This window comes from Aeromonas sp. ASNIH7 (genome assembly GCF_002903485.1).
GTDB lineage: Bacteria > Pseudomonadota > Gammaproteobacteria > Enterobacterales > Aeromonadaceae > Aeromonas > Aeromonas caviae.
Window position 1 is genome coordinate 331,517 of sequence record NZ_CP026226.1, and the last position, 20,809, is coordinate 352,325.

The 20,809-nt window shown below is 60.9% G+C and carries 18 protein-coding genes, 1 tRNA gene and 1 pseudogene; 10 read left to right on the plus strand and 10 right to left on the minus strand.

Annotated features, from left to right (window positions below):
* The first annotated feature begins 74 nt into the window (after positions 1-74).
* Both C2U47_RS01440 and rnk read left to right on the plus strand, forming a co-directional pair.
* Positions 75-809: a substrate-binding periplasmic protein gene (locus tag C2U47_RS01440; protein WP_010675251.1), complete on the plus strand. Its 735-nt coding sequence runs from the start codon at positions 75-77 to the stop codon at positions 807-809.
* A 233-nt stretch (positions 810-1,042) separates the two neighbouring features.
* On the plus strand, positions 1,043-1,438 hold the full coding sequence (gene rnk, locus C2U47_RS01445) for a nucleoside diphosphate kinase regulator (RefSeq protein WP_010675253.1): 396 nt from the start codon (positions 1,043-1,045) through the stop codon (positions 1,436-1,438).
* A gap of 108 nt (positions 1,439-1,546) precedes the next feature.
* Here the strand turns inward: rnk and C2U47_RS01450 are convergent.
* Positions 1,547-2,673 (minus strand): annotated as a pseudogene (locus C2U47_RS01450) (GGDEF domain-containing protein).
* Between the two features lie 461 nt (positions 2,674-3,134).
* Between C2U47_RS01450 and C2U47_RS01455 the strand changes: the two are divergent.
* From C2U47_RS01455 to C2U47_RS01470, 5 genes are all read left to right on the plus strand, one after another.
* Positions 3,135-3,923: a transporter substrate-binding domain-containing protein gene (locus C2U47_RS01455; RefSeq protein ID WP_010675255.1), complete on the plus strand. Its 789-nt coding sequence runs from the start codon at positions 3,135-3,137 to the stop codon at positions 3,921-3,923.
* Positions 3,924-4,022: 99 nt separating this feature from the next.
* The gene (locus C2U47_RS01460; protein WP_199766851.1) at positions 4,023-4,967 is read left to right on the plus strand and encodes an amino acid ABC transporter permease; all 945 of its coding nucleotides are present in this window, start codon (positions 4,023-4,025) and stop codon (positions 4,965-4,967) included.
* The gene (locus C2U47_RS23485; RefSeq protein ID WP_257692682.1) at positions 4,951-5,073 is read left to right on the plus strand and encodes a hypothetical protein; all 123 of its coding nucleotides are present in this window, start codon (positions 4,951-4,953) and stop codon (positions 5,071-5,073) included. The genes C2U47_RS01460 and C2U47_RS23485 overlap by 17 nt, the downstream gene beginning before the upstream one ends.
* Positions 5,057-5,800 (plus strand): amino acid ABC transporter ATP-binding protein, encoded by a 744-nt coding sequence (locus C2U47_RS01465; protein WP_010675257.1) that lies wholly within the window; start codon positions 5,057-5,059, stop codon positions 5,798-5,800. The genes C2U47_RS23485 and C2U47_RS01465 overlap by 17 nt, the downstream gene beginning before the upstream one ends.
* 204 nt (positions 5,801-6,004) lie before the next feature.
* A complete protein-coding gene (locus tag C2U47_RS01470) occupies positions 6,005-6,844 on the plus strand; it encodes a sterol desaturase family protein (protein WP_029314750.1) in 840 nt (279 codons plus the stop codon).
* Positions 6,845-6,911: 67 nt separating this feature from the next.
* Here the strand turns inward: C2U47_RS01470 and C2U47_RS01475 are convergent, their stop codons facing one another.
* Together C2U47_RS01475 and C2U47_RS01480 are read right to left on the minus strand one after the other, a co-directional pair.
* Entirely contained in the window at positions 6,912-8,321 is a 1,410-nt protein-coding gene (locus C2U47_RS01475) for a basic amino acid/polyamine antiporter (protein WP_010675259.1), read from the minus strand.
* Positions 8,322-8,330: 9 nt separating this feature from the next.
* Positions 8,331-9,233: a homocysteine S-methyltransferase family protein gene (locus tag C2U47_RS01480; RefSeq protein ID WP_010675260.1), complete on the minus strand. Its 903-nt coding sequence runs from the start codon at positions 9,231-9,233 to the stop codon at positions 8,331-8,333.
* A gap of 226 nt (positions 9,234-9,459) precedes the next feature.
* On the opposite strand from C2U47_RS01480, the gene C2U47_RS01485 reads away from it, so the two are divergent.
* Positions 9,460-10,664, plus strand: a protein-coding gene (locus C2U47_RS01485; RefSeq protein WP_100654772.1) for an IS3 family transposase whose coding sequence is annotated in 2 segments (ribosomal slippage) — positions 9,460-9,778 and positions 9,778-10,664 — 1,206 coding nt in all. Because the reading frame shifts where the segments join, the coding sequence is not laid out codon by codon here.
* A 201-nt stretch (positions 10,665-10,865) separates the two neighbouring features.
* Here C2U47_RS01485 and C2U47_RS01490 read toward each other — a convergent pair.
* The 7 genes from C2U47_RS01490 to tadA form a co-directional block, all read right to left on the minus strand.
* Positions 10,866-11,408, minus strand: a complete 543-nt coding sequence (locus tag C2U47_RS01490; protein ID WP_010675261.1) for a hypothetical protein — start codon at positions 11,406-11,408, stop codon at positions 10,866-10,868.
* Positions 11,409-11,426: 18 nt separating this feature from the next.
* Positions 11,427-12,746, minus strand: coding sequence for a hemolysin family protein (locus tag C2U47_RS01495; RefSeq protein ID WP_029314751.1), 1,320 nt, complete (start codon positions 12,744-12,746; stop codon positions 11,427-11,429).
* A gap of 241 nt (positions 12,747-12,987) precedes the next feature.
* Positions 12,988-13,698 carry a phosphate signaling complex protein PhoU gene (gene phoU, locus C2U47_RS01500; protein ID WP_029314752.1) on the minus strand — a complete coding sequence of 237 codons (711 nt, stop codon included), beginning with the start codon at positions 13,696-13,698 and terminating at the stop codon, positions 12,988-12,990.
* A gap of 179 nt (positions 13,699-13,877) precedes the next feature.
* Positions 13,878-14,696, minus strand: coding sequence for a phosphate ABC transporter ATP-binding protein PstB (gene pstB, locus C2U47_RS01505; RefSeq protein ID WP_010675264.1), 819 nt, complete (start codon positions 14,694-14,696; stop codon positions 13,878-13,880).
* Positions 14,697-14,800: 104 nt separating this feature from the next.
* Positions 14,801-16,450, minus strand: a complete 1,650-nt coding sequence (gene pstA, locus C2U47_RS01510; protein ID WP_010675265.1) for a phosphate ABC transporter permease PstA — start codon at positions 16,448-16,450, stop codon at positions 14,801-14,803.
* A 17-nt stretch (positions 16,451-16,467) separates the two neighbouring features.
* The gene (locus C2U47_RS01515) at positions 16,468-18,705 is read right to left on the minus strand and encodes an ABC transporter permease subunit (RefSeq protein WP_029314753.1); all 2,238 of its coding nucleotides are present in this window, start codon (positions 18,703-18,705) and stop codon (positions 16,468-16,470) included.
* A gap of 168 nt (positions 18,706-18,873) precedes the next feature.
* A complete protein-coding gene (gene tadA, locus C2U47_RS01520; protein ID WP_080560539.1) occupies positions 18,874-19,422 on the minus strand; it encodes a tRNA adenosine(34) deaminase TadA in 549 nt (182 codons plus the stop codon).
* Between the two features lie 385 nt (positions 19,423-19,807).
* Between tadA and C2U47_RS01525 the strand changes: the two genes are divergently transcribed.
* A tRNA-Pro gene (locus C2U47_RS01525) sits at positions 19,808-19,884 on the plus strand.
* A 257-nt stretch (positions 19,885-20,141) separates the two neighbouring features.
* Entirely contained in the window at positions 20,142-20,282 is a 141-nt protein-coding gene (locus tag C2U47_RS23030; RefSeq protein WP_010675269.1) for a hypothetical protein, read from the plus strand.
* The last annotated feature ends 527 nt before the right edge of the window (positions 20,283-20,809 follow it).

Sequence of the window (20,809 nt, forward strand, 5' to 3'; positions counted from 1 at the left end):
AGGCTGCAATCGCCTGGCTGACATGGCGTAACGGGATGTTACACTCTCTGTACTCATCCCGGACCCGAACATCCATGCGCCTTGTTACTCTGCTTCTGCTGCTCTCCCCTCTGATCGTCTGCGCCTTTTCGGCCCGTGCCGTGGTCGTCGTGGCCGCGGACATTCCCCCCTATGTGATCCGCGCCCAGCAGGGTGCGCCGAGCGGCATGGCCATCGAGGTGCTGGAGGAGGCTGCCCGCCGCCTCGGGGAACCGCTCGAGATCGAGTTGATGCCGCTGGCTCGCGCCCTCAGCCAGGCCAGCCACCGCCCGGATGTCCTGTTGTTGCCCCCGGCCCGAAATCCCCAGCGCGAACCACTGTTTCTCTGGATTGCCCCCCTGCTGGAGGAGGCCTTCGTGCTGGTCAGCCATCGCCGTCACCATCCAGCGCCGCTCTCCATGAAGACACTGCCAGGTCTCACCGTTGGCGTGATGCGTGGCTCCCATAGCCAGAGCCTGATCCAGCCGCTGACAGGGGTGACCCGGGAGCTGGTCACCGAGGAGGTCAGCAACGCCAGCAAGCTGGCGCGCGGCCGCATCCAGGCATGGGCGGTGGCCTGGAACACCGCCCGTTACAACCAGCAGCGGGCGGGTCTGCCGCTCCCGGATCTGGTGCGGGGCGAGACCTTGCAGCAGAGCACCCTCTACTTGGCCGCCAGCCCCCGCTTCTCCCGCAGCGAGGCGCTGCGCTGGCGCCGGGTCATTCAGGAAATGAGGGAGGATGGCAGTCTCGCGCGCATCCTGCACCAGTACGATTACCAGGCTCCCTGATGAGAAAGTCAGCCCAATTGCCAAACCACCCCAGAATGGTTATGGTATCTCCATGAAAGCAATCATGATTTTTTCCAGTACGCTCACACCCCGCTGAGCCCCCGCCCTCGCCCCGCTGCGCGAGTCGCTCGGGGGCATCGCTGTTGCTGTCTGCTTTTTACCCTTGCACCGTTTTTTGTCGACCAGTCTGCCCGTCATCCTGGTCCCTTCAGTCATTGATAAGGAAATACCCTATGAAACAGCCTCATCTCGTCATCTCCAGCCTGGATCTGGATCGCATCGAACAGCTACTTGGCAACCACCCCCAGCACCTGGCCCTGCAAGAGGAGCTGGATCGCGCCGAGATCCGCGAACCCGCCGACATGCCGCCGGACGTGGTGACCATGAACAGCACGGTGCGCTTCAAGATGCAAAACAGCGGCAACGACTTCTGCCTGACGCTGGTCTATCCGAAGGATGTGCAGGGGGACGAATCGAAGATCTCCGTGCTGGCGCCAGTGGGCAGCGCCCTGCTGGGGCTCAAGGTGGGTGACAGCATCGCCTGGCCGGGGCCGGCCGGTCGCACCATCCAGGTGGAGATCCTGGAAGTGGTCTATCAGCCGGAACGCGCGGGGGAGCTGCACCGCTGACAGGCGGCTAGGCGGCCATTCTGGTCTGATGCGACCAGGTAGCTGACTCGGTATGCCTTTGTCCGGTCGGAGCCAAGGGCCACCGGCCGGGCATGACCTGACGGGGGATCAGGCCCCCTGACAGATCCGGTTCTTGCCCTCCCGCTTGGCCTGATAGAGAGCGCGATCGGCCTGGCTGAACAGGGTGTCAAAGTGCCATTCGCGGGCGCTGGGCGCCCACCCCAGGCTGGCCGTCACCCGGACCCCCTTCAGCCCCAGCGTTTCTATCCCCTGGCGGATCTGCTCGCAGCGCGCCTGCTGGGCCAGGGGGTCCCGCTCGGGCAACAGCAGCACAAACTCCTCCCCGCCGAAGCGGCTGGCCACCAGATCCCGCTGGCCGGCAAGATAGCGACCCACCGCCTCCAGCACCCTGTCCCCGGTCTCGTGACCGTGGCGATCGTTGATCTGCTTGAAGTCGTCGAGATCCAGCACCACCAGCGCCCCCTGCCTTGCCATCGTCACGCAGTGGTCCATGAAGCCGCGCCGGTTCAGGAGGCCGGTCAGGGGATCCTGGCTGGCCTGTCGACGCAGGGCCAGGGCCCGGTACTGGGTACAGAGCAGCAGCACCCCGAAGGTCGACAGATAGTTGCCCATCAGCATGGAGAGGAAAGGGAGCACATTGACCGCATGCTGATCCATCAGGACCCGCACCTCGCCACCGAGCAGGGCCCCCATGCGCACCAGATTGAAACCGTAGAGCAGGATGTTGACCACGGTGAACACCAGCACAGCGGGCAGATAGTCAGGGTAGCCATGACGCCAGATGAGCCAGACAATCACCGCCCCCACCATCATGTAGCTCAGGCAGGCCAGCAGCACCCGGGGGCCATCTTGTCGTTGAAGATGACGCTCCAGCAGAGGATAAGTAGGTAGACCAGCATGAAGAGGGTGAATGCTCGCCAGTTTGGCGGCTCCCCGAAGAAGCGCTGGATGGCGAGTGGCATCAGGGCGAGGCAGAAGGTGATGAGCAGGTTGGCCAGCCAGATCCCCGCGATATGGGGGGCAAATGCCTGCATGAAGAAGAGCGATTGCGCCGCCAGGGCACAGAGGCTGGACCACCACCAGAGCCCGAGACCGGGTATTTCCCTGTGGGTCGACCAGATGATGGAGAGGGTGATGAATCCCAGGCTGTAGCCCCCAAGGGCCATCAACATCAGGGTAAATACGTCCAGATTGAGCAGAATTGAGGCGTCCATTCCTGAACCTTCCAATGGGGATGGCTGAGTATATGGGAAGCCCATGACAAGACACAGAGGGAGCCTATGGGCCGGGCAAAAATATTTGCCCGACTCGCACGCCCCATTCCTCGTGAAGCGGGCCGGACAACGCCCTGTCTGTGCCCGGATTTTCCACCGAGACGGCCGCCGGATATTTTGCACTTGAACCGGCGCCATTAGATAGATATGTTGTTTTCATGTGGTTTTATGAGTCACCACGAGGGATAAAAGTCTCCATAACTTATTGAGTCTTCTGGCACAAACAGGTTTTGGTACATTTTTCATCCAACGAACCATTCATAGAATCTCATATGGGGCTTTTGCCCCGACCAAGACAATAATCCTGTCTTGCCTGCTGCCGGATGCAGCAGTCTCTTGTGCCATGGAGTCGCACGGGAGCAGGTTCAAGGCCGACCACATTTACGACAGAGACGTCATTTATGATCAAAAAACTCATTCTTTCTACCCTGCTGCTGTGCGGGCTGGCCAACGCCGCGCCCACTTCCACCCTGGATGCCGTGCTGGAACGCGGTGTGCTGCGGGTCGGCTTCGATGCCGGCTATCAACCCTTCGAGATGACCAACAAGCAGGGCCAGTACATCGGCTTTGACGTGGATCTTGCCAAGATGGTCGCCAAGGAGATGGGCGTGAAGGTGGAGTTCGTCAACACCGCCTGGGATGGCATCATCCCCGCGCTCTTGACCGACAAGTTCGACGTCATCATGGGCGGCATGACCGTCACTCCCCAGCGCAACCTGCGCGTGAACTTTGCCGATCCCTACATCGTCGTCGGCCAGACCATCGTGCTTCGCAAGGACAAGGCGGGCGAAATCAAATCCTTCCAGGACCTCAACGATCCCAAATACAAGATCGCGGTCAAACTCGGCACCACCGGCGAGCAAGCGGTCAAGCGCATGATCCCCAAGGCCACCCTGCTGCAGTTTGAAACCCAGGATGACGCCAAGCTGGAAGTGATCAACGGCAAGGTGGATGCCTTCGTCTACGACCTGCCCTACAACGCCATCTTCGCGTCCCAGAACCAGGGCGCCGTGGTACACCTCGACAAGCCGTTCACCTTCGAGCCGCTGGCCTGGGCCATCCGCAAGGGGGATCAGGACACCCTCAACTGGTTCAACAACTACCTGCGCCAGATCAAGGGCGACGGCAGCTACGACCGTCTCTACAAGAAGTGGTTTGAATCCACCGCCTGGCTGAACCAGCTCAAATAACCTCTCAAAGGGGCGGCATGCCGCCCCTTCACGCAGACTCCCCACACGATAACGACAAAAGAGGTTGTGACAGTGATCAACCCCAAACTCACAAGACAGATGGAAAAACAGCCCAATCAGCTGCTCTGGCACGGGATCTTCCTGCTGCTGGTGCTGGCCGCCATTTTCGGCATCTACAAGGCCGTGCAGGCAGTGGATTACACCTGGCGCTGGGAACGCATTCCCCAGTACATCGCCTATCAGGCAGAACAGAAACACTATGCCGAGTTTGACGGCACCGTGGTCGCGGACAAGGGACAGCTCTTCCTGCAAGACGATCTCGACCCCAGCCGCCGTCAGGCCATCGCTCCCAAGGGCTCCCAGCTGGCTGAAGGGGATACCGTCTTCCTCGGCGATACCCTGGATGTGCAACTGAGCTGGACCGCCGGCCCCATTGCCTGGGGAGCCTGGGTCACGGTCAAGCTCTCCCTGGTGGCGGGCATCTTCGCCATCCTGCTTGGCACCCTGGCCGGGCTCGCCCGCCTCTCCCCCAATCCGGCCCTGCGCAACCTGGCCGTGACCTATGTGGAACTCATCCGTGGCACCCCGTTGCTGGTGCAGATCTTCATCGTCTATTTCTTTATCGGCACCGTGCTGAACCTCGACCGATTCACCGCTGGTGTGGCGGCGCTCGCGGTCTTCACCGGCGCCTACGTGGCGGAGATCGTGCGCGCCGGCATCAGCTCCATTCACAAGGGGCAGATGGAAGCGGGCAGAAGCCTTGGCATGACCTCGGCCCAGACCATGCGCTACGTGATCCTGCCCCAGGCCTTCAAACGGGTGCTGCCACCGCTCGCGGGTCAGTTCATCAACCTCATCAAGGACTCCTCTCTGGTCTCCGTCATCTCCATCACGGATCTCACCAAGGCGGGGCGCGAAGTGGTCAGCTCCACCTTCAGCCCGTTCGAGGTGTGGTTCACCGTGGCTCTGCTCTATCTGGTGCTGACCGGCACTCTCTCCTTCCTGGTGCGTCGTCTGGAGGTGAAATATGCGCGCAGCAACTGATCCCGTTATCAAGGCGCCATCGGTGTCGAAACGTTCTGCCATCACCGGCACTCCCTGCCCCTTCCCGGTGCGTCGTCTGGAGGTGAACTATGCGCGCTGCAACTGATCCCATCATCAAGGCAACCGGTGTAGAGAAGTTCTACGGCACTGAGGTGCACGCCCTGAAAAACGTCAGCACCCAGGTGGCCGAAGGGGAAGTGGTGGTGATCGTGGGGCCGAGCGGCTCGGGCAAGTCCACCTTCCTGCGCACCCTCAACCAGCTGGAGACCATCAACGATGGCAATATCGTGGTCGACGGCATCAGCCTCACCGAACCCGGGGATGTCAACAAGCTGCGGGAAGAGGTGGGCATGGTGTTCCAGTCCTTCAACCTCTTCCCTCACCTGACGGTGCTGGACAACATCACCCTGGCCCCTCAGAAGGTGAGAGGGCTCTCTCGCCAGGAGGCTGAGGAGCGGGCCAAGGCCCTGCTGCTCAAGGTCGGTCTCTCCAACAAGGCCCAGAGCTACCCCTCCCAGCTCTCCGGCGGCCAGCAGCAGCGGGTGGCCATCGCCCGGGCGCTCGCCATGCAGCCGCGCATCATGCTGTTTGACGAGCCCACCAGCGCCCTCGACCCCGAAATGGTGGGAGAGGTGCTGGACGTCATGAAGGGGTTGGCCCGCGAAGGGATGACCATGGTGGTGGTGACCCACGAGATGGGCTTTGCCCGGGAAGTGGCGGACAGGGTGCTCTTCATGGAAAGCGGCGAGTTGCTGGTGGACGAGAAACCCGCCGACTTCTTCGACAATCCCCCCTCCCCGCGCTTGCGCCAGTTCCTGAGCCAGGTGCTATAACCCGCGATGCACCAACACGAAGAGGGAGCCCATGGCTCCCTCTTCTATGCTTGCCTTCTTCACCCCCCAGATCATCTCCCTGGCGCATTGCTTGCCACAGCCTTTTGCCATCGGGTTGTCACCACGCCAACGAGCAAGGATGTTAATGAAATTTTAAATTCATCCGGTATGCTGACATCCAACTGGTCCAACCGGATGGCTCACATGGATGTGCAACTGCTCCTGCTCTACCTCTCGCCTCTCTTTCTGGTCTTCATCGGCTGGGAGATGCTCTACCTGCGAAAACACGGCACCGCCTATCCCACAGCGGGCTACCAGTGGAAGGATCTCTTCGCCAATGCCACCCTGGCACTGATGCATCAGGGGGGCGATGCCCTGGCTGCCATTGCCATCGCCTATCTCTATGACACCCTCTGGGGCTGGCGACTATTCGATATCGAACTGAACCTCTGGAGCCTTTTGCTGCTCTTTCTGTTGCAGGATCTCTGCTACTGGCTGTTCCACTTCGCGAGCCACCATGTGCGCTGGCTCTGGGCCTCCCACGTGGTGCACCACAGCTCGGAGCGGCTCAACCTCTCCACCGCCTTTCGCCAGAGCCTGATGTATCCGGTCTCCGGCATGTGGCTGTTCTGGATCCCCATGATCCTCATCGGCTTCCCCCCCGAGGCGGTGGTGGCCACCGTACTCTTGAGCCTGGGTTTTCAGTTCTTCGTCCACACCCAGGTGGTGGGCAAGCTGGGCAAACTTGAATGGATCTTCAACACCCCCTCCCACCACAGGGTGCACCACGCCAGCAACGCCAGATACATCGATCGCAACTTCGCCGGCGTGCTCATCATCTGGGACCGGCTGTTTGGCACCTTCGTGGAAGAAGACTTGGGCGAGCCGTGCCGTTTCGGCATCACCAAGCCAATCCACAGCTTCAACCCGCTCACCCTCACCTTCCACGAGTGGCGCGACATGCTGCAAGAGGCCCGGGGCCTCCCCTGGCGGCAAAAGCTCGCCGTGCTGTTTGGCAAACCGGCGGGCCCCACCAGCGGTTGACCCACCGACCAGGATAAAAAAAGAGCGCCCAGGGGCGCTCTTTTTCATGACAGGGACACCCCCCGGGTCAGACGTGAACGAACGACCAGACGGCGGGGATCAGGCTCAGCAGCGTCACCCCGGCCAGCAGCCGTTCGCGCCCGCTGAGCCGCTGTTCGGCGCCGAGCTGGCGACGGCTGTAGAGAAACAGCAGCAGACCCGGCCCGTAGAGCAGAAGCGACAGCAGCAGGTACTCCACCCCGGCGGCGTAGAGCAGCCAGAAACCATAACCGCTCGACACCAGCGCCACCACCCGCATCAGGCCGCGGCCCTGCCCACCCTTGCCACTGAAGACCAGCTTGAGCAGGAAGAGGCCGATGAGCAGGTAGGGCACCAGGATCATGGAGGTGGAGATGAGCAGCAGGTTGGTGTACCCCTTGCCAAGCAGCCACACCAGCAGCAAGCAGCCCTGCACGGTCAGGCTGGTGAGCCAGAGCGAGGCGATGGGGGTGCCGTTGCGGTTCTCGCGCCGGAAGATGGCCGGGAAGGCCCCGTGACGCGCCGCGCTGAACGGCACCTCGGCCGAGAAGAGGGTCCAGCTCACGTAGGAGGCGAGCACCGACACGATGAGGCCGGCGCTGATGAGCAGCTTGCCCCAGGAACCCGTCATCTGGGCCATCAGTCCCGCCATGGAGGGGTTGGGCAGGGCCGCAAGCTCCGGGCGGCTCAATATTCCGAGCGCCAGCACCGAGATGAGCACATAGAGCAGCAGCGCCAGCACCACGCCGAGCACGGTGGCGGTGCCCACATCCCGCTTGTTTCTCGCCCGGGCCGAGAGCACCGCTGCCCCTTCGATGCCGGTGAAGACCCAGAGGGTGATGAGCATGGTGTTACGCACCTGCTCGGAGACCGGTACCGCCAGGGTGCTGCCCTCCTGATCCGCCGCAAAGGTGACCGGATCGAACCAGTAGCAGGCGAATAGGATGAACAGCAGCAGCGGCAGGCTCTTGGCCAGGGTCGCCACCAGATTGAACAGGGCCGCCTGCTGTACGCCTCGGGCCACCAGCAGGTGCACCGCCCAGAGGATGCAGGACTCGCCGATGAAGGCCGCCAAGGTGTTGCCCTCGCCAAACCAGACCCGCTCCGGCGTATCGACAAAGCTGCCCAGCGCCGCGAAGGCGATCACCAGATAACCCACCACGCCGATGGAGGCACAGAGCCAGTATCCCCAGGCGGAGAAGAACCCCACCAGCTCGCCAAAGCCGGCGCGGGCATAGCTGTAGATGCCGCCGTCGAGCTCGGGTTTGAGCCGCGACAGGTAAAGGAAGCTCATGGCCAGCGCCAGTATGCCGACCCCGGTGACGGCCCAGCCGATCAGCACGGCGCGAGCGCCCGCCACATCGGCCATGTTCTGGGGCAGGCTGAAGATGCCGGCCCCCACCATGGAGCTGAACACCAGCGCAGTGAGGGACCAGAGCCCGATCTTGCTCTCTTTCATGGGCGCTCCTTAACGCAGCCGGCTGGCCAGCGCCTCGATGTGTTCCGGGCCGATGCCGCAGCAGCCGCCGATGAGGTTTGCCCCGGCTCTGCGCCAGCGCTCGGCCCAGCCGAGGTAATCCAGCGGCCCCAGATCGCCGCGGATCTCGTCCAGACCATCATTGGCAGTCGCCTCCTTGGGCTGGGGCGGGAAGGCGTTGGCATAGGCGCCGAGGCGAACGTCGGTGCGGCCCTGAACCTGCAACGCGGCGACGGCCACCTTGAGCGCCCCTTCAATCACCTCGGGCTGGCAGCAGTTGAACAGGATGGCATCCACCCCGGCCGACGCCAACGCGGTCACGGCATCCGCCACCCGCTCGCCGGAGCGCAGGGTGGGCTCACAGCCCGGCGCCTCGTCTTCCAGAGTAAAGGAGACCCAGAACGGCTTGCTGTCCTGTGGCAGCAGGGCCTTGAGGGCCAGGGGCTCGGCGATGAGGCTCATGGTCTCCGCCAGCCAGAGATCCACATGGGGTGACAGGGCCCGGATAAGCGGTGTCGCCAGCTCGCTCACCCGCTCGGCTTGATAGAGGTCCGCACGATAGGAGCCAAAGAGCGGTGGCAATGAGCCGGCCACCTTGACGGCTCCCCCCTGTTCGTCGGCCACGTCTCGGGCCAGTTGCCCGGCCAGAGCCGCAAGTGCCTCCCCTTGGGCGGCAAAGCGCGCCTCGCCGATATGGAAGGGCACCAGGGCATAGCTGTTGGTGGTGATCACCCGGGCACCGCTCGTCGCATAGGCCTGGTGTACCTCGCGCACCGTCTCGGGCGCTTCCATCAACGCCAGCGCCGACCACTCCGGTTGACGGAACGGCGCACCACGCCGCGCCAGTTCACGGCCCATACCGCCATCGAGTACCCACAAATCCTGCTTGTCCATCTCTGTCTCTCTGCGTCTCCCCGCCATGACGGGTGTTTATTGTGTGAAACCACATTAAGCCATCAAAACATCTAGACGGCTAGAAATCCCAAATATCATGACCCAAAGTAGAACAAGAGGCAATCGGGGGCTACGTAGATTGGCCCCTTGAAGATCCAGACACTTCGCCCCTCTTAACTTAAGAGGTAGTCTTGGAGCTATGTTCAGTACTAGTCACAACGAGAAGATGGTCGAAGTGTTAACAGGGGCCGAGCGCCGTCGACGCCGGACTCCACAAGAAAAGATCGCCATCGTGCAGCAGACCTTTGAGCCCGGGATGACCGTCTCTCATGTTGCTCGCTTGCACGACGTCAACGCAAACCAGCTTTTCAAATGGCGTAAGCAATTCCAAGAAGGGTCTCTCACGGCGATCACCGCCGGTGAGGATGTTGTTCCTGCTTCCGAGTTGGCTGCTGCCATCAAGCAGATCCGAGAGCTTCAGCGTCTGCTCGGGAAGAAGACCATGGAGAACGAGATCCTCAAAGAAGCCGTGGAGTATGGTCGAGCAAAAAAATGGATTGCGCATGCGCCCTTGTTGCCGGGGGACGACGATTAAGTGCTGTGAGCCAGGCTCTTAATGTATCGCGTGCGCAGCTATCCGTTCGTGTTCATCGAAAACCGGGTTGGCAAGATGGTCGTCATCATCGCCAGCGTGATGATGCAGCCTTACTTGGCCGTATCATGGAGGCGATGGCAGAGCTTCCCTCCTATGGCTATCGCCGGGTCTGGGCGCTGTTACGGCGTCAGTCTGAGGCAACAGAACAACCTGTGGTAAACGCTAAGCGGGTATATCGCGTCATGCGCGAGCATGGCTTGCTGCTGGAAAGAAAACCAGCTGCACCATTGGCCCAGCAGGCACATAAGGGGCGTGTTGCCGTCAAGGAGAGCAATCGACGGTGGTGCTCAGATGGCTTCGAGTTTCGCTGCGATAACGGTGAAAAACTACGTGTCACGTTCGCCATGGATTGCTGCGATAGGGAAGCGTTGGACTGGGCGGCCAGTACTGGGGGTTACGATAGTGACACTGTGCAAGATGTCATGCTGAGGTCTGTCGAACGTCGCTTTGGGGATTCGTTGCCGGCATCACCGGTGGAGTGGCTGACTGATAATGGCTCGGCGTATCGAGCCCATGAGACCCGCGCGTTTGCACGAGAAATCGGGTTGGAGCCCAGAACGACAGCAGTGAGAAGCCCACAGAGTAACGGTATAGCGGAGAGCTTCGTGAAGACGATGAAGCGAGACTATATCGAGATGATGCCAAAACCGGATAGCCGAACAGCGGTAGGCAATTTGGCTATCGCGTTTGAGCATTATAACGAGCACCACCCGCACAGCGCCTTGGGATACCGTTCACCACGGGAATTTCTGCGCAGTCGGGTATCACAACCCTAAGCGGGAAAAAGTGTCTGGACCTATGGGGTCAAATCCACTACGAACAAATCCGGGCAAGCTCAGGATGATAGCGGCAAAGGGAAGTCTCCCCGGCACAGGCATCACCTGGCCAGGCACTGAAACGACAAGAGGCCACCCCGGGGGGTGGCCTCTTGTGAAACAGGGGATCAAGGCGGGCACAGCCGCCGATAACCAGGGGGCTCAGCGCCCGGCCAGCACCCGCTTGGTCTGCTTGACCCAGTCGGAGACCCGGCCCTGATGGGGATAGCCCTGCCAGATTTGCTCCCACTGGGCGGGGCTGAGCGGGCGGCCCAGCCGACGCTGCACCCCGGCATAGAGGTAGTCGTGGGCCGTGGTGCGGGCCTGGGCCGAGGTGAGGAACTTGGCAACAGGGTCAGTGAGACGCACGTCCCGCATGCCGAGCAGCGGATAGTCGCTGTGCACCGCCGCCAGCATGGTCTCGCGCATGGCCGATTCGATGTAACCCCGGGCAAACAGGGCGGTGACCGATTCAAGCGACCCTTGATCCGGGCCGTGATACTCCTCGTCGAACACCGGGCTGGGCTCTGCCACGGCGCTTTGCACCACCGCATCGGGATCCTGCTGCGGGACCACCACGGCAGGCTCGGGGGTAACGGGTTTGGCAGGCGTCACCGGCTTGCGCGGTGCGCTCTGGCTGCAGGCACCCAGTGCCAGGGCGAGCGCCACACAGGCCAGCGCACGGGAATGAGTCTTCATCTTCATGATTGCTAACGAACTCCTTTAGGATTCCTGAGCGGGCTTCTCATTGCTCGCAGGTTCTACCCGGGTGACCAGCAACTGGTCAATCTTGTAACTGTCGATGTCCACCACTTCGAACTTGTAACCGGCATATTTGACCGAGTCGGTGCGCTTGGGGATCTTGCGCAGCATGTACATGATGAAACCGGCGATGGTCTCGTAGTTCTGGTTTTCCGGGAACTCCTCGATGTCGAAGGCGCGCATCACGTCGGAGATGGGGGTCACCCCGTCCACCAGCCAGGAGTTCTCGTCCCGCTGGACGATCTGCTCTTCCACCACGTGGGTGGCCCACTCCCCCATGACGGTACTCATCAGGTCATTCATGGTGACGATGCCCACCACCAGGGCGTATTCGTTCATCACCACCGCAAAATCGCCGCGATGGTTCTTGAAGTACTCCATCGCCTCGTAGAGGTTGAGGGTGTCGGGAATGATGATGACGTTCTGCACCAGGGAGCCGCTGTTGAGATCAATGCTCTGGCCGCCGATGACGCGGATCAGCAGCTCCTTGGCATCCACGAACCCCTTGATGCTGTCGAGGTTGTGGTCGCACACCAGGAACTTGTTGTGGGGGTGCTCGGCGATCTTCGCCTTGATGCTCTCCTCCCCCTCTTGCAGGGTGAAGTAGATGAGGCTCTCCCGCGCCGTCATGGCGGAAGTGACGCCGAGGGACTGCAGCTCGAACACGTTCTCGATGAGCTGGTGCTCCTCGCGCTGGATGACACCGGCTTCGGCACCTGCATCCATCACCGCATAAATATCGTCGGAGGTGATCTCGTCGTTGCGCACCATGGAGATGCGCATCAGCCGGAACAGGCCGTTGGCCATGCCGTTGAACAGCCACACCAGCGGCATCAGCAAGGTGACGCACAGCATCATGGGACGCACCACCACCACAGCGATCCGCTCGGGCATGGTCATGGCAAGGCGCTTGGGCATCAGGTCCGCTATCAGGATGAACATGCCGGTGACGAAGACAAACGAGGCCGCAGAGCTAATCTGGCCGAGCCAGGGCCCCTGGTAGAAGCCGGCAATCAGCTCCCTGATGGCGGGATTGAGGGCGGATTCCCCCAGGATACCGCCGAGGATGGCGACGGTATTGAGGCCTATCTGCACCACGGTAAAGAAGTTGCCCGGCTGGGCCTGCAATGCCAGCACCTTCTCGGCGTGGCGGTTGCCCTCGTCGGCCATCACCTGCAACTTGATCTTGCGGGAGGCGGCAAGGGAGATCTCGGAGAGTGAGAAGAACACGCTGCCGGCGACCAGCAGCATCAGAAAGAACAAACTATCGGCAAAACTCATGATTAACCTATTGCTACAGCCGCCTTAGCACAAGACGGCAAACTGGGCCCGGGAAACCGGACCGTGACTCCATCCGGGACTCACACAGGGGCCATATTCTAGCAGAAAAGCGCCCGCCGGGTGGCGTTATCTTGAACTGCCGTGCCATGCAATGAAAAAGGCGCTCAAAGCGCCTTTTTATTCAATCAGAGTTGGATTCCCGTCGTGCAGCCGCGACGGGAGCTCCACCCAAGGCGCCCCATCAGCCCTTGCCCAGCAGATCGCTCAGGTCATCGGCCTTGGTGTGACGCACATCCTTGCCCTTGACGTAGTAGACGATGTACTCGCAGATGTGCTGGCAGCGATCCCCGACCCGCTCGATGGCCCGTGCCGCCCAGAGCACGTTGAGCACCTGGGGGATGGTGCGGGGATCTTCCATCATGTAGGTCATCAGCTCGCGGATAATGGACTCGTATTCGCGGTCCACCTTGTCATCTTCCTTGTAGACCGCCAGGGCTGCATCCAAATCCATGCGGGCGAAAGCGTCGAGCACGTCGTGGAGCATCTTGATGGTGCGACGCCCCATGTTCTCCAGCGACACCAGCGGCGGCTGCGGCTTGTTGGCGTTGTCGGTCAGCATGCGGGCAATCTTGTCCGCCACGTCGCCGATCCGCTCCAGATCCGTAATGGTCTTGATGATGGCCATCACCAGCCGCAGGTCGGACGCGGTGGGCTGACGCTTGGCGATGATGCGGGTGCACTCCTCGTCGATCGCCACTTCCATGGCGTTGACCTTGTGGTCGTTGGCCACGATCTTGCGCGCCGCATCCAGATCCTGGCCATGGATGGCGGCGATGGCGTCGGTGAGTTGCTTCTCCACCAGCCCCCCCATCACCAGTACCTGATTGCGCACGCTCTCAAGCTCGGCATTGAACTGACCGGAGATGTGTTTGTTGAGGTTCATATTGTCCATACCAGTAATCCTTGTTGCTCCGATTATGCCTTAGCCGTTGAACTGACTGCCAATCTGTTTGTTGATGCCCATCTTGTTCATCTCAATCACCCTTGTTGCACCAACATGCCTTAGCCGTTGAACTGACTGCCAATCTGCTTGTTGATGCTCAACTTGCTCATCTCAATCACCGGCATCCCTTAGCCGTAACGACCGGTAATATAGTCTTCGGTCTTCTTCTTGGCCGGGGTGGTGAAGATGGTGTTGGTATTCGAGTACTCGATGAGTTCCCCCATGTACATGAACGCGGTCTGATCCGAGACCCGCGCCGCCTGCTGCATGTTGTGGGTCACGATCACCACGGTGAACTGGCTCTTGAGCTCGTTGATGAGCTCCTCGATGGTGAGGGTGGAGATGGGGTCCAGCGCCGAGGTCGGTTCATCGAGCAGCAGCACTTCCGGCTCGATGGCGATGGCACGGGCAATCACCAGACGCTGCTGCTGACCGCCGGAGAGACCGAAGGCGTTGTCATGCAGACGATCCTTCACCTCCTCCCACAGGGCGGCACCGCGCAGGGAACGCTCGGCGGCCTCATCCAGAGTACGGCGGTCGTTGATGCCCTGCAGGCGCAGGCCGTAGACCACGTTCTCGTAGATGGACTTGGGGAAGGGGTTGGGGCGCTGGAACACCATGCCCACCTGACGGCGAAGGGCGGAGACATCCACGCTCTTGTCGTAGATGTTGTGGCCGTGCAGCTGGATCTCCCCCTCGATGCGGCAGATCTCCACCAGATCGTTCATCCGGTTGATGCAGCGCAGCAAAGTGGACTTGCCGCAACCGGACGGGCCGATGAAGGCGGTGACCTGACCCTTGGGGATCTTCATGTTGACGTTGAACAGCGCCTGCTTGTTGCCGTAGTACAGGTTGAGATCCTTCACCTCCAGCGCAGTCTGCTCCGGGGTCAGGTTGAGCAGGTCGGTGGCGGTGTGCGGGGCCGAACTCGGTGTTACGTTGATCATCTGTTTACCTCAAATTCTCTTGGTGGCAGCGGGCAAACGTCTTGCCCGCCGCCGGAATATCTGGTTGGCAGGGAAGGTCCCTGCCCGTCTCTGTAATGACTGGATTAATGTTCCAGCGACCGGAATTTCTCGCGCAGGTGGTTACGAATACCGATCGCCGTCAGGTTGAGGCCGACGATCACCGTCACCAGCAGGAAGGAGGTGGCGTAGACCAGAGGACGCGCCGCCTCGACGTTCGGGCTCTGGAAGCCCACGTCATAGATGTGGAAGCCCAGGTGCATGAACTTGCGCTCCACGTGCAGGTACGGGAAGTTGCCGTCCATCGGCAACGTGGGAGCAAGCTTCACCACCCCCACCAGCATCAGCGGCGCCACCTCGCCCGCCGCACGGGCAATCGCCAGGATAAGGCCGGTCATGATGGCCGGGCTGGCCATGGGCAGCACGATGCGCCAGAGGGTCTCGGCCTGGGTGGCACCCAGCGCCAGCGAACCCTGGCGAATGGTGCTCGGGATCCGGGCCAGCCCCTCTTCGGTGGAGACGATCACCACCGGCAGGGTCAGGATGGCCAGGGTCAGCGCCGACCAGATGACACCAGGGGAGCCGAAGGTCGGGCTCGGCAGCGCTTCCGGGTAGAAGAGGCGGTCGATGCTGCCCCCCAGGGTGTAGACGAAGAAGCCCAGACCAAACACGCCGTAGACGATGGAGGGTACCCCCGCCAAGTTGATCACCGCGATGCGGATGATCTTGGTCAGGCTGTTCTTGCCCGCGTACTCGTGCAGGTAGACCGCCGCCACCACCCCGAGCGGGGTCACGATGATGGCCATCAGGATCACCATGAAGACGGTGCCGAAGATGGCCGGGAAGACGCCACCCTCGGTGTTCGCCTCCCGAGGGTCATCGGAGACGAACTTGCCAATCTGGTGGAACCAGTGACCCACCTTGGCCATCAGGCTCATGTCGTTGGGCCAGACTACATCCAGCACCCGGGACATCGGCATGGTCACCAGCTCGCCGCGCATGTCCTTGACGGTGATGCTGTCTCTGTCCGCCTGGGTACGCAGGGAGAAGAGCTCTTTCTCCAGCACCTGGTAACGGTCGTTGAGCGCCTGACGCTCGCTCGCCAGCTCGGCTTTAAGCTGATCGGTCAGCTTGTCATCCAGCTCGGCCTTGCGCTCTTTCAGGCGCAGGCGCTCCAGTTGGTAGTTGATGCTGCCGATGGCCCCTTTTTGCAGGTCGTTGGCTTGGCTTGAGAGGCCGTTGGCACGGGCCAGCACCCGCTGCAAGGCGGGATGCAGATCCGTGGTCAGCTCCTGGCCATCTTCCTTCACCGAGGTGATGTAACCATAGAAGTTGCCGTTGGTGGCGCGTTCCACCATGGCGAGCTCCGCCGGCTGGGTGCGCGATTTGATATCGGTCTCCAGCACCCAGCGAAAATCGAGGTCCACGAACTCCCGGTTGCCGGTCTTGACCAGATAACGGGTAATCTCTTCGCGATCCTCCCCTTCCAGCGCCTGGCCTGCGGCGCGCAGGCGCTCCACCGGCACCAGCTCCCGGTCGTTGATCTCGCCAATCAGGACGCTCTTGTTGCCGCTTGCATCTTGAAGTTGCCACTCATAGATGGGATGGGGCCAGAAATAGACCAGACCACGCCAGCCAATCAGCAACAACAGACCCAGTACGGCCACCAGACTCAGGCTGACGGCGCCCCCCGTCATCCAGATCCAGGGGGCCCCCGATTTAAACCACTTACCCATTGTCGATTCCTTAGTCCTTACAGAGAGCTGTACTTTTCACGCAACCGCTGGCGGACGAATTCAGCCAGGGTATTGAACAAGAAGGTGAACACAAACAGCACGAAGGCGGCGAGGAAGAGCACCCGGTAGTGGGAGCTGCCCACTTCCGATTCCGGCATCTCCACCGCGATGTTCGCCGCCAGGGTCCGCAGCCCCTGGAACATGGAAAAGTCCATGATGGGGGTGTTGCCGGTGGCCATCAGCACGATCATGGTCTCGCCCACAGCGCGGCCAAGGCCCATCATCACCGCCGAGAAGATGCCCGGGCTCGCGGTGAGGATCACCACCCGGCTCAGGGTCTGCCACGGGGTCGCCCCCAGCGCAAGCGAGCCCTGGGTCAGGTGCTTGGGCACCGAGAAGACCGCGTCTTCGGCGATGGAGAAGATGGTGGGGATGACCGCAAAGCCCATGGCGATACCGACCACCAGGGAGTTGCGCTGGTCAAACTTGATGCCCATGTCGTGGGTCAGCCAGATGCGCGAATCACCGTGCATGAAGGCGTTCTCGATGATGGGGCTCAAGGCGAAGGCGCCCCATCCGATGAACAGCAGCACAGGGATAAGCAGGATGGCGTGCCAGCCTTCCGGCAGCCAGGTGCGGCCGCGCTCCGGCAGATAGTTCCACACCAGGGCGGTGAGCAGCATGCCCATGGGCAGCAGGATCAGCAGCAGGATCACCCCGGGCAGGGCCCCTTCGATGATGGGCGCGAGCCACAGACCCGCCAGGAAGCCGAGGATGACGGTCGGCAGCGCCGCCATGATCTCCACCGTCGGCTTGACGTATTTGCGCAGCCCCGCCGACATGAAGTAGGCGGTATAGATGGCACCGGCGACACCCAGGGGCACCGCGAACACCATGGCATAGAAGGAGGCTTTCAAGGTACCAAACACCAGGGGCACCAGGCTCAGCTTGGCTTCGAAGTCGTTGCTGGCGGAGGTGGACTGCCACACGTACTGGGGCTCGGGATAGCCTTCATACCACACCTGTTGCCAGAGGGCAGACCAGGTTACCTCGGGGTGATCGTTCTCGACGTCAAAGACCTTGAAGTCATCCCCCTGCTGGGTCAACAGCAGGTTGTGGCGAGGAGAGATGGCAACGGCAGCCAGGTTGCCCCCGTCAATCTTCTCGCCAAGCAGCTTGGCTTCGCCGGTGGCATGGAAGAAGTTGATGGTGCCGTCGCTGCCTGCGCTGATGAAGCCCTTGCGAAAGTGCTCGGGGGTCAGCAGGACGACCGGCGCGTCACCCTTGAAGTCACGGATCTGGGTGAACTGGCGCTTGCCATCCTTTGCCACCTCGAACCACTGGGAGATGACGCCGTTGTCGTTGCCCACCAGCAGGGAGGACGCACCGGAGAGCAGGGCCACCTGGGTCACGCTGGCATTGGGGGCGTTGATCTCCATGACATTGCGCAGGGAAATGTCGCTCAGGTTGTGGATGTCATAGACCGACAGGCGGTTGCCCTCGCGCACGAACAACAGGCGCAGGTTCGGGGTCAGCAGCATCTGGTCAACATGGCGTGGCAGGGACGGAATGGTGTAGGTCTGGTTGCTCCACTCGATTTCGCCGGAGAGGAAATTCTCCTCGCCGCTCATCACCATCAGCACACCACGACCATCTTCGGTCACGGCCGCGGTCGCCATTTTGTCCTTGGTCGCCTCGAAGACCATGCGCGTCAGCGCCTTGCCCTGGGGATCGATCACCACGGGGGTCTCGCCGAAGGGATATTGCAGGCTGGGCTCGATGACGCGCACGTCATTGGGATAGGAGATCTTGAAATAGGGTTGCACCACCTGGGCCTTGCCGTCGGCAAACCCATAGGCGATGAGTTTCTGGCCCGGCGCAGGCGGCGCGACCGCCGTGATCTCGCCGTTCACCTGCGCCTCGCCAATCACCTGTCCGGTCTTGATCTTGCCATCCGGTTGCACGGCAAAGAACTTGACCTTCCCCAGGTCACTGAAGCGGTAACCTATCTCGTTTTGCTCCTCAACCCCGAGCCAGGCGGTCTTGCCCTTGATGGGCAGGGTGAAGGAAGCGGTGCTCTCCATGCTGGCGCCATTGAAGATGGGCTTCACCACATAAAGCAGGTAGAAGAAGATAAGCAACAGCGCCACCAGCACCAGGGCTCCCCCTGTGGTGACGCCATATTTGGCCAATTTATCCTTGATCCGGCGTTTTCGACTGCCCGCCATGACCAGATTTAACGATTCCGATGACATGCAAGACCTCAATGTGAGCTAGGCTTGGCGGCATTATATGGCGGATGCATGACAGTTTTGTTACATCAACAGCGGCAAAGAGCGCGGGCTTCATCGCAGGGGTGGCAGTTGATATTCGGTGGGAAGCAGGCAGCCGGTCTGGCAGTGAAATAAAAGCAAACGGGGCCATCAGGCCCCGGTGTCATCGTGAGGAAGCGCCTCTTTCGCGGCGAGTCTGGCCGCCTTCTTCTCGGCGCGGCGCCGTTTGAAGAAATCCGACAGCTGGGCCGAGCAGGCGTCGGCGAGCACCTCCCCCGTCAGTGCCACCTGGTGGTTGTGGCGGGGATCCAGCAGGATATCGAACACAGACCCTGCCGCCCCCGTCTTCAAATCCCGGGCACCATAGACCACCCGCTTGACCCGGCTGTGGATGAGGGCGCCGGCACACATGCAGCAGGGCTCCAGCGTCACATAGAGGGTGGTGTCGAGCAGGCGATAGTTTTCAAGCTGCTTGCCCGCTTCCCGAAGCGCCATCACCTCGGCATGGGCACAGGCGTCGTGCTCGCTGATGGAGCGATTCCACCCCTCTGCCACTATCTTGTCCCCCAGCACCAGCACGGCGCCCACCGGGATCTCGCCTATCCCCTCTGCCCTGGCTGCCAGGGCCATGGCATGGCGCATCCAGCGTTCGTCCTCCTCGCGCTGGCTGATCTGTGCTGCAACTTCAGATGGTTTCACGCCCTGATCCTCTCGTCGATATGATGTCGGCTTGCCTGGCCCCTGCACGGCATCGGCCGCGCACTCCCGGATTGCTGCGTCCCGGCCCTGGGCACACCGGGCCCCTTTCGCCTCGCGCTGGCCGGTAGCCGATAGCCCACGACAGAAGATGCTGTCAATGAAAGAGAGGCCAAAGGCCCCGGCGACATCGGAACGCCCCGAGTCGGGTGTTCGCCACCCAGTGCCCGCCTAAGGGGGCGGCGATTATGCCAAAACTCCGGCCAGGGCCCAAGTTGCATCTTGGCTGAACAATAAAGAAGCAGTCGGCATCTCCCTGATAAAAAAGGAGTTGCGCCCGCCAAATCATCCGATTAGACTTCCTCCCCGTCAGCCGAGCTGACTCCGTCGGTGTGTAGCGCAGCCAGGTAGCGCATCTGCATGGGGTGTAGAGGGTCGGAGGTTCGAATCCTCTCACACCGACCAAATTCCCCGAAAATAGCCCAGTCAAACGACTGGGCTATTTTTTTGCCTGCACGCCCGACGCTTGCCTCTTTTTCCTCTCGCCTCCCCCGTTCATCGGGTCGCCGCTTTTTATTAGCATGAATTTTATACAGAACCACTTGAAGCTTTCATAAAGTGCCGCTAGGATACGCAACTTTTCCGCCGGCCATAAAAACAGGGAGGTGGAAACTAGGGTGATGGAATCACCGACCGGCTTGCAATCAATGAGGCAAGCATCCATGACCCAAGCTGTTGACTCCCAGCCCGTTCAGCCCCTGATCTCCCCCACGCCCTCCGAGCTCGATTCCGCAGAGCACGGGTTTGGCAGTTCAGTGCACCTCGATGTGATCGATCTCGCCGCCCCGGATGAAGATTACTGAGACGAGCCCGTGCCATAGTGCGGTTCAAGACGCCGGTTTTGCTGTCCGGCACCGCCCTTGACCCCGGCCAACAGACCGCCACCGCAAATAACGACAAAATGCTGGTTTTCCTTCAAAAATCAGTTTAATTGACCATCTTCTGCGCCCCAACCTCCCTCTCCTTCATGGACACGCCTTGATACAAACCTACGTTATTGCTCGTCATTTCCCTCTCTCCTGTTCGCCTTCGCCATTTTGACCCAATCTGACATTTTAGTTTTAAACACCAGTTCACTACCCGGTCACTTCATAGCCCCCATGCAGGCTGGATTGAACGAAGGCATTTCATACAGCTGTTTTTGCAAAGCTTGGAGTAATGTCGGGATTTGTTTTTGCATTTGTAATTTTATTACGTAATTAATTACATTTTTAACCCATCCCCTCTACCGAAATCCTCCCCCCTGCCGCCCCGGCGACCCAAGAGCATAACCATCTGCAAAGAGCTTTTGCACTAATCACATAAATCCATTTAAAACAGCACCTTAACT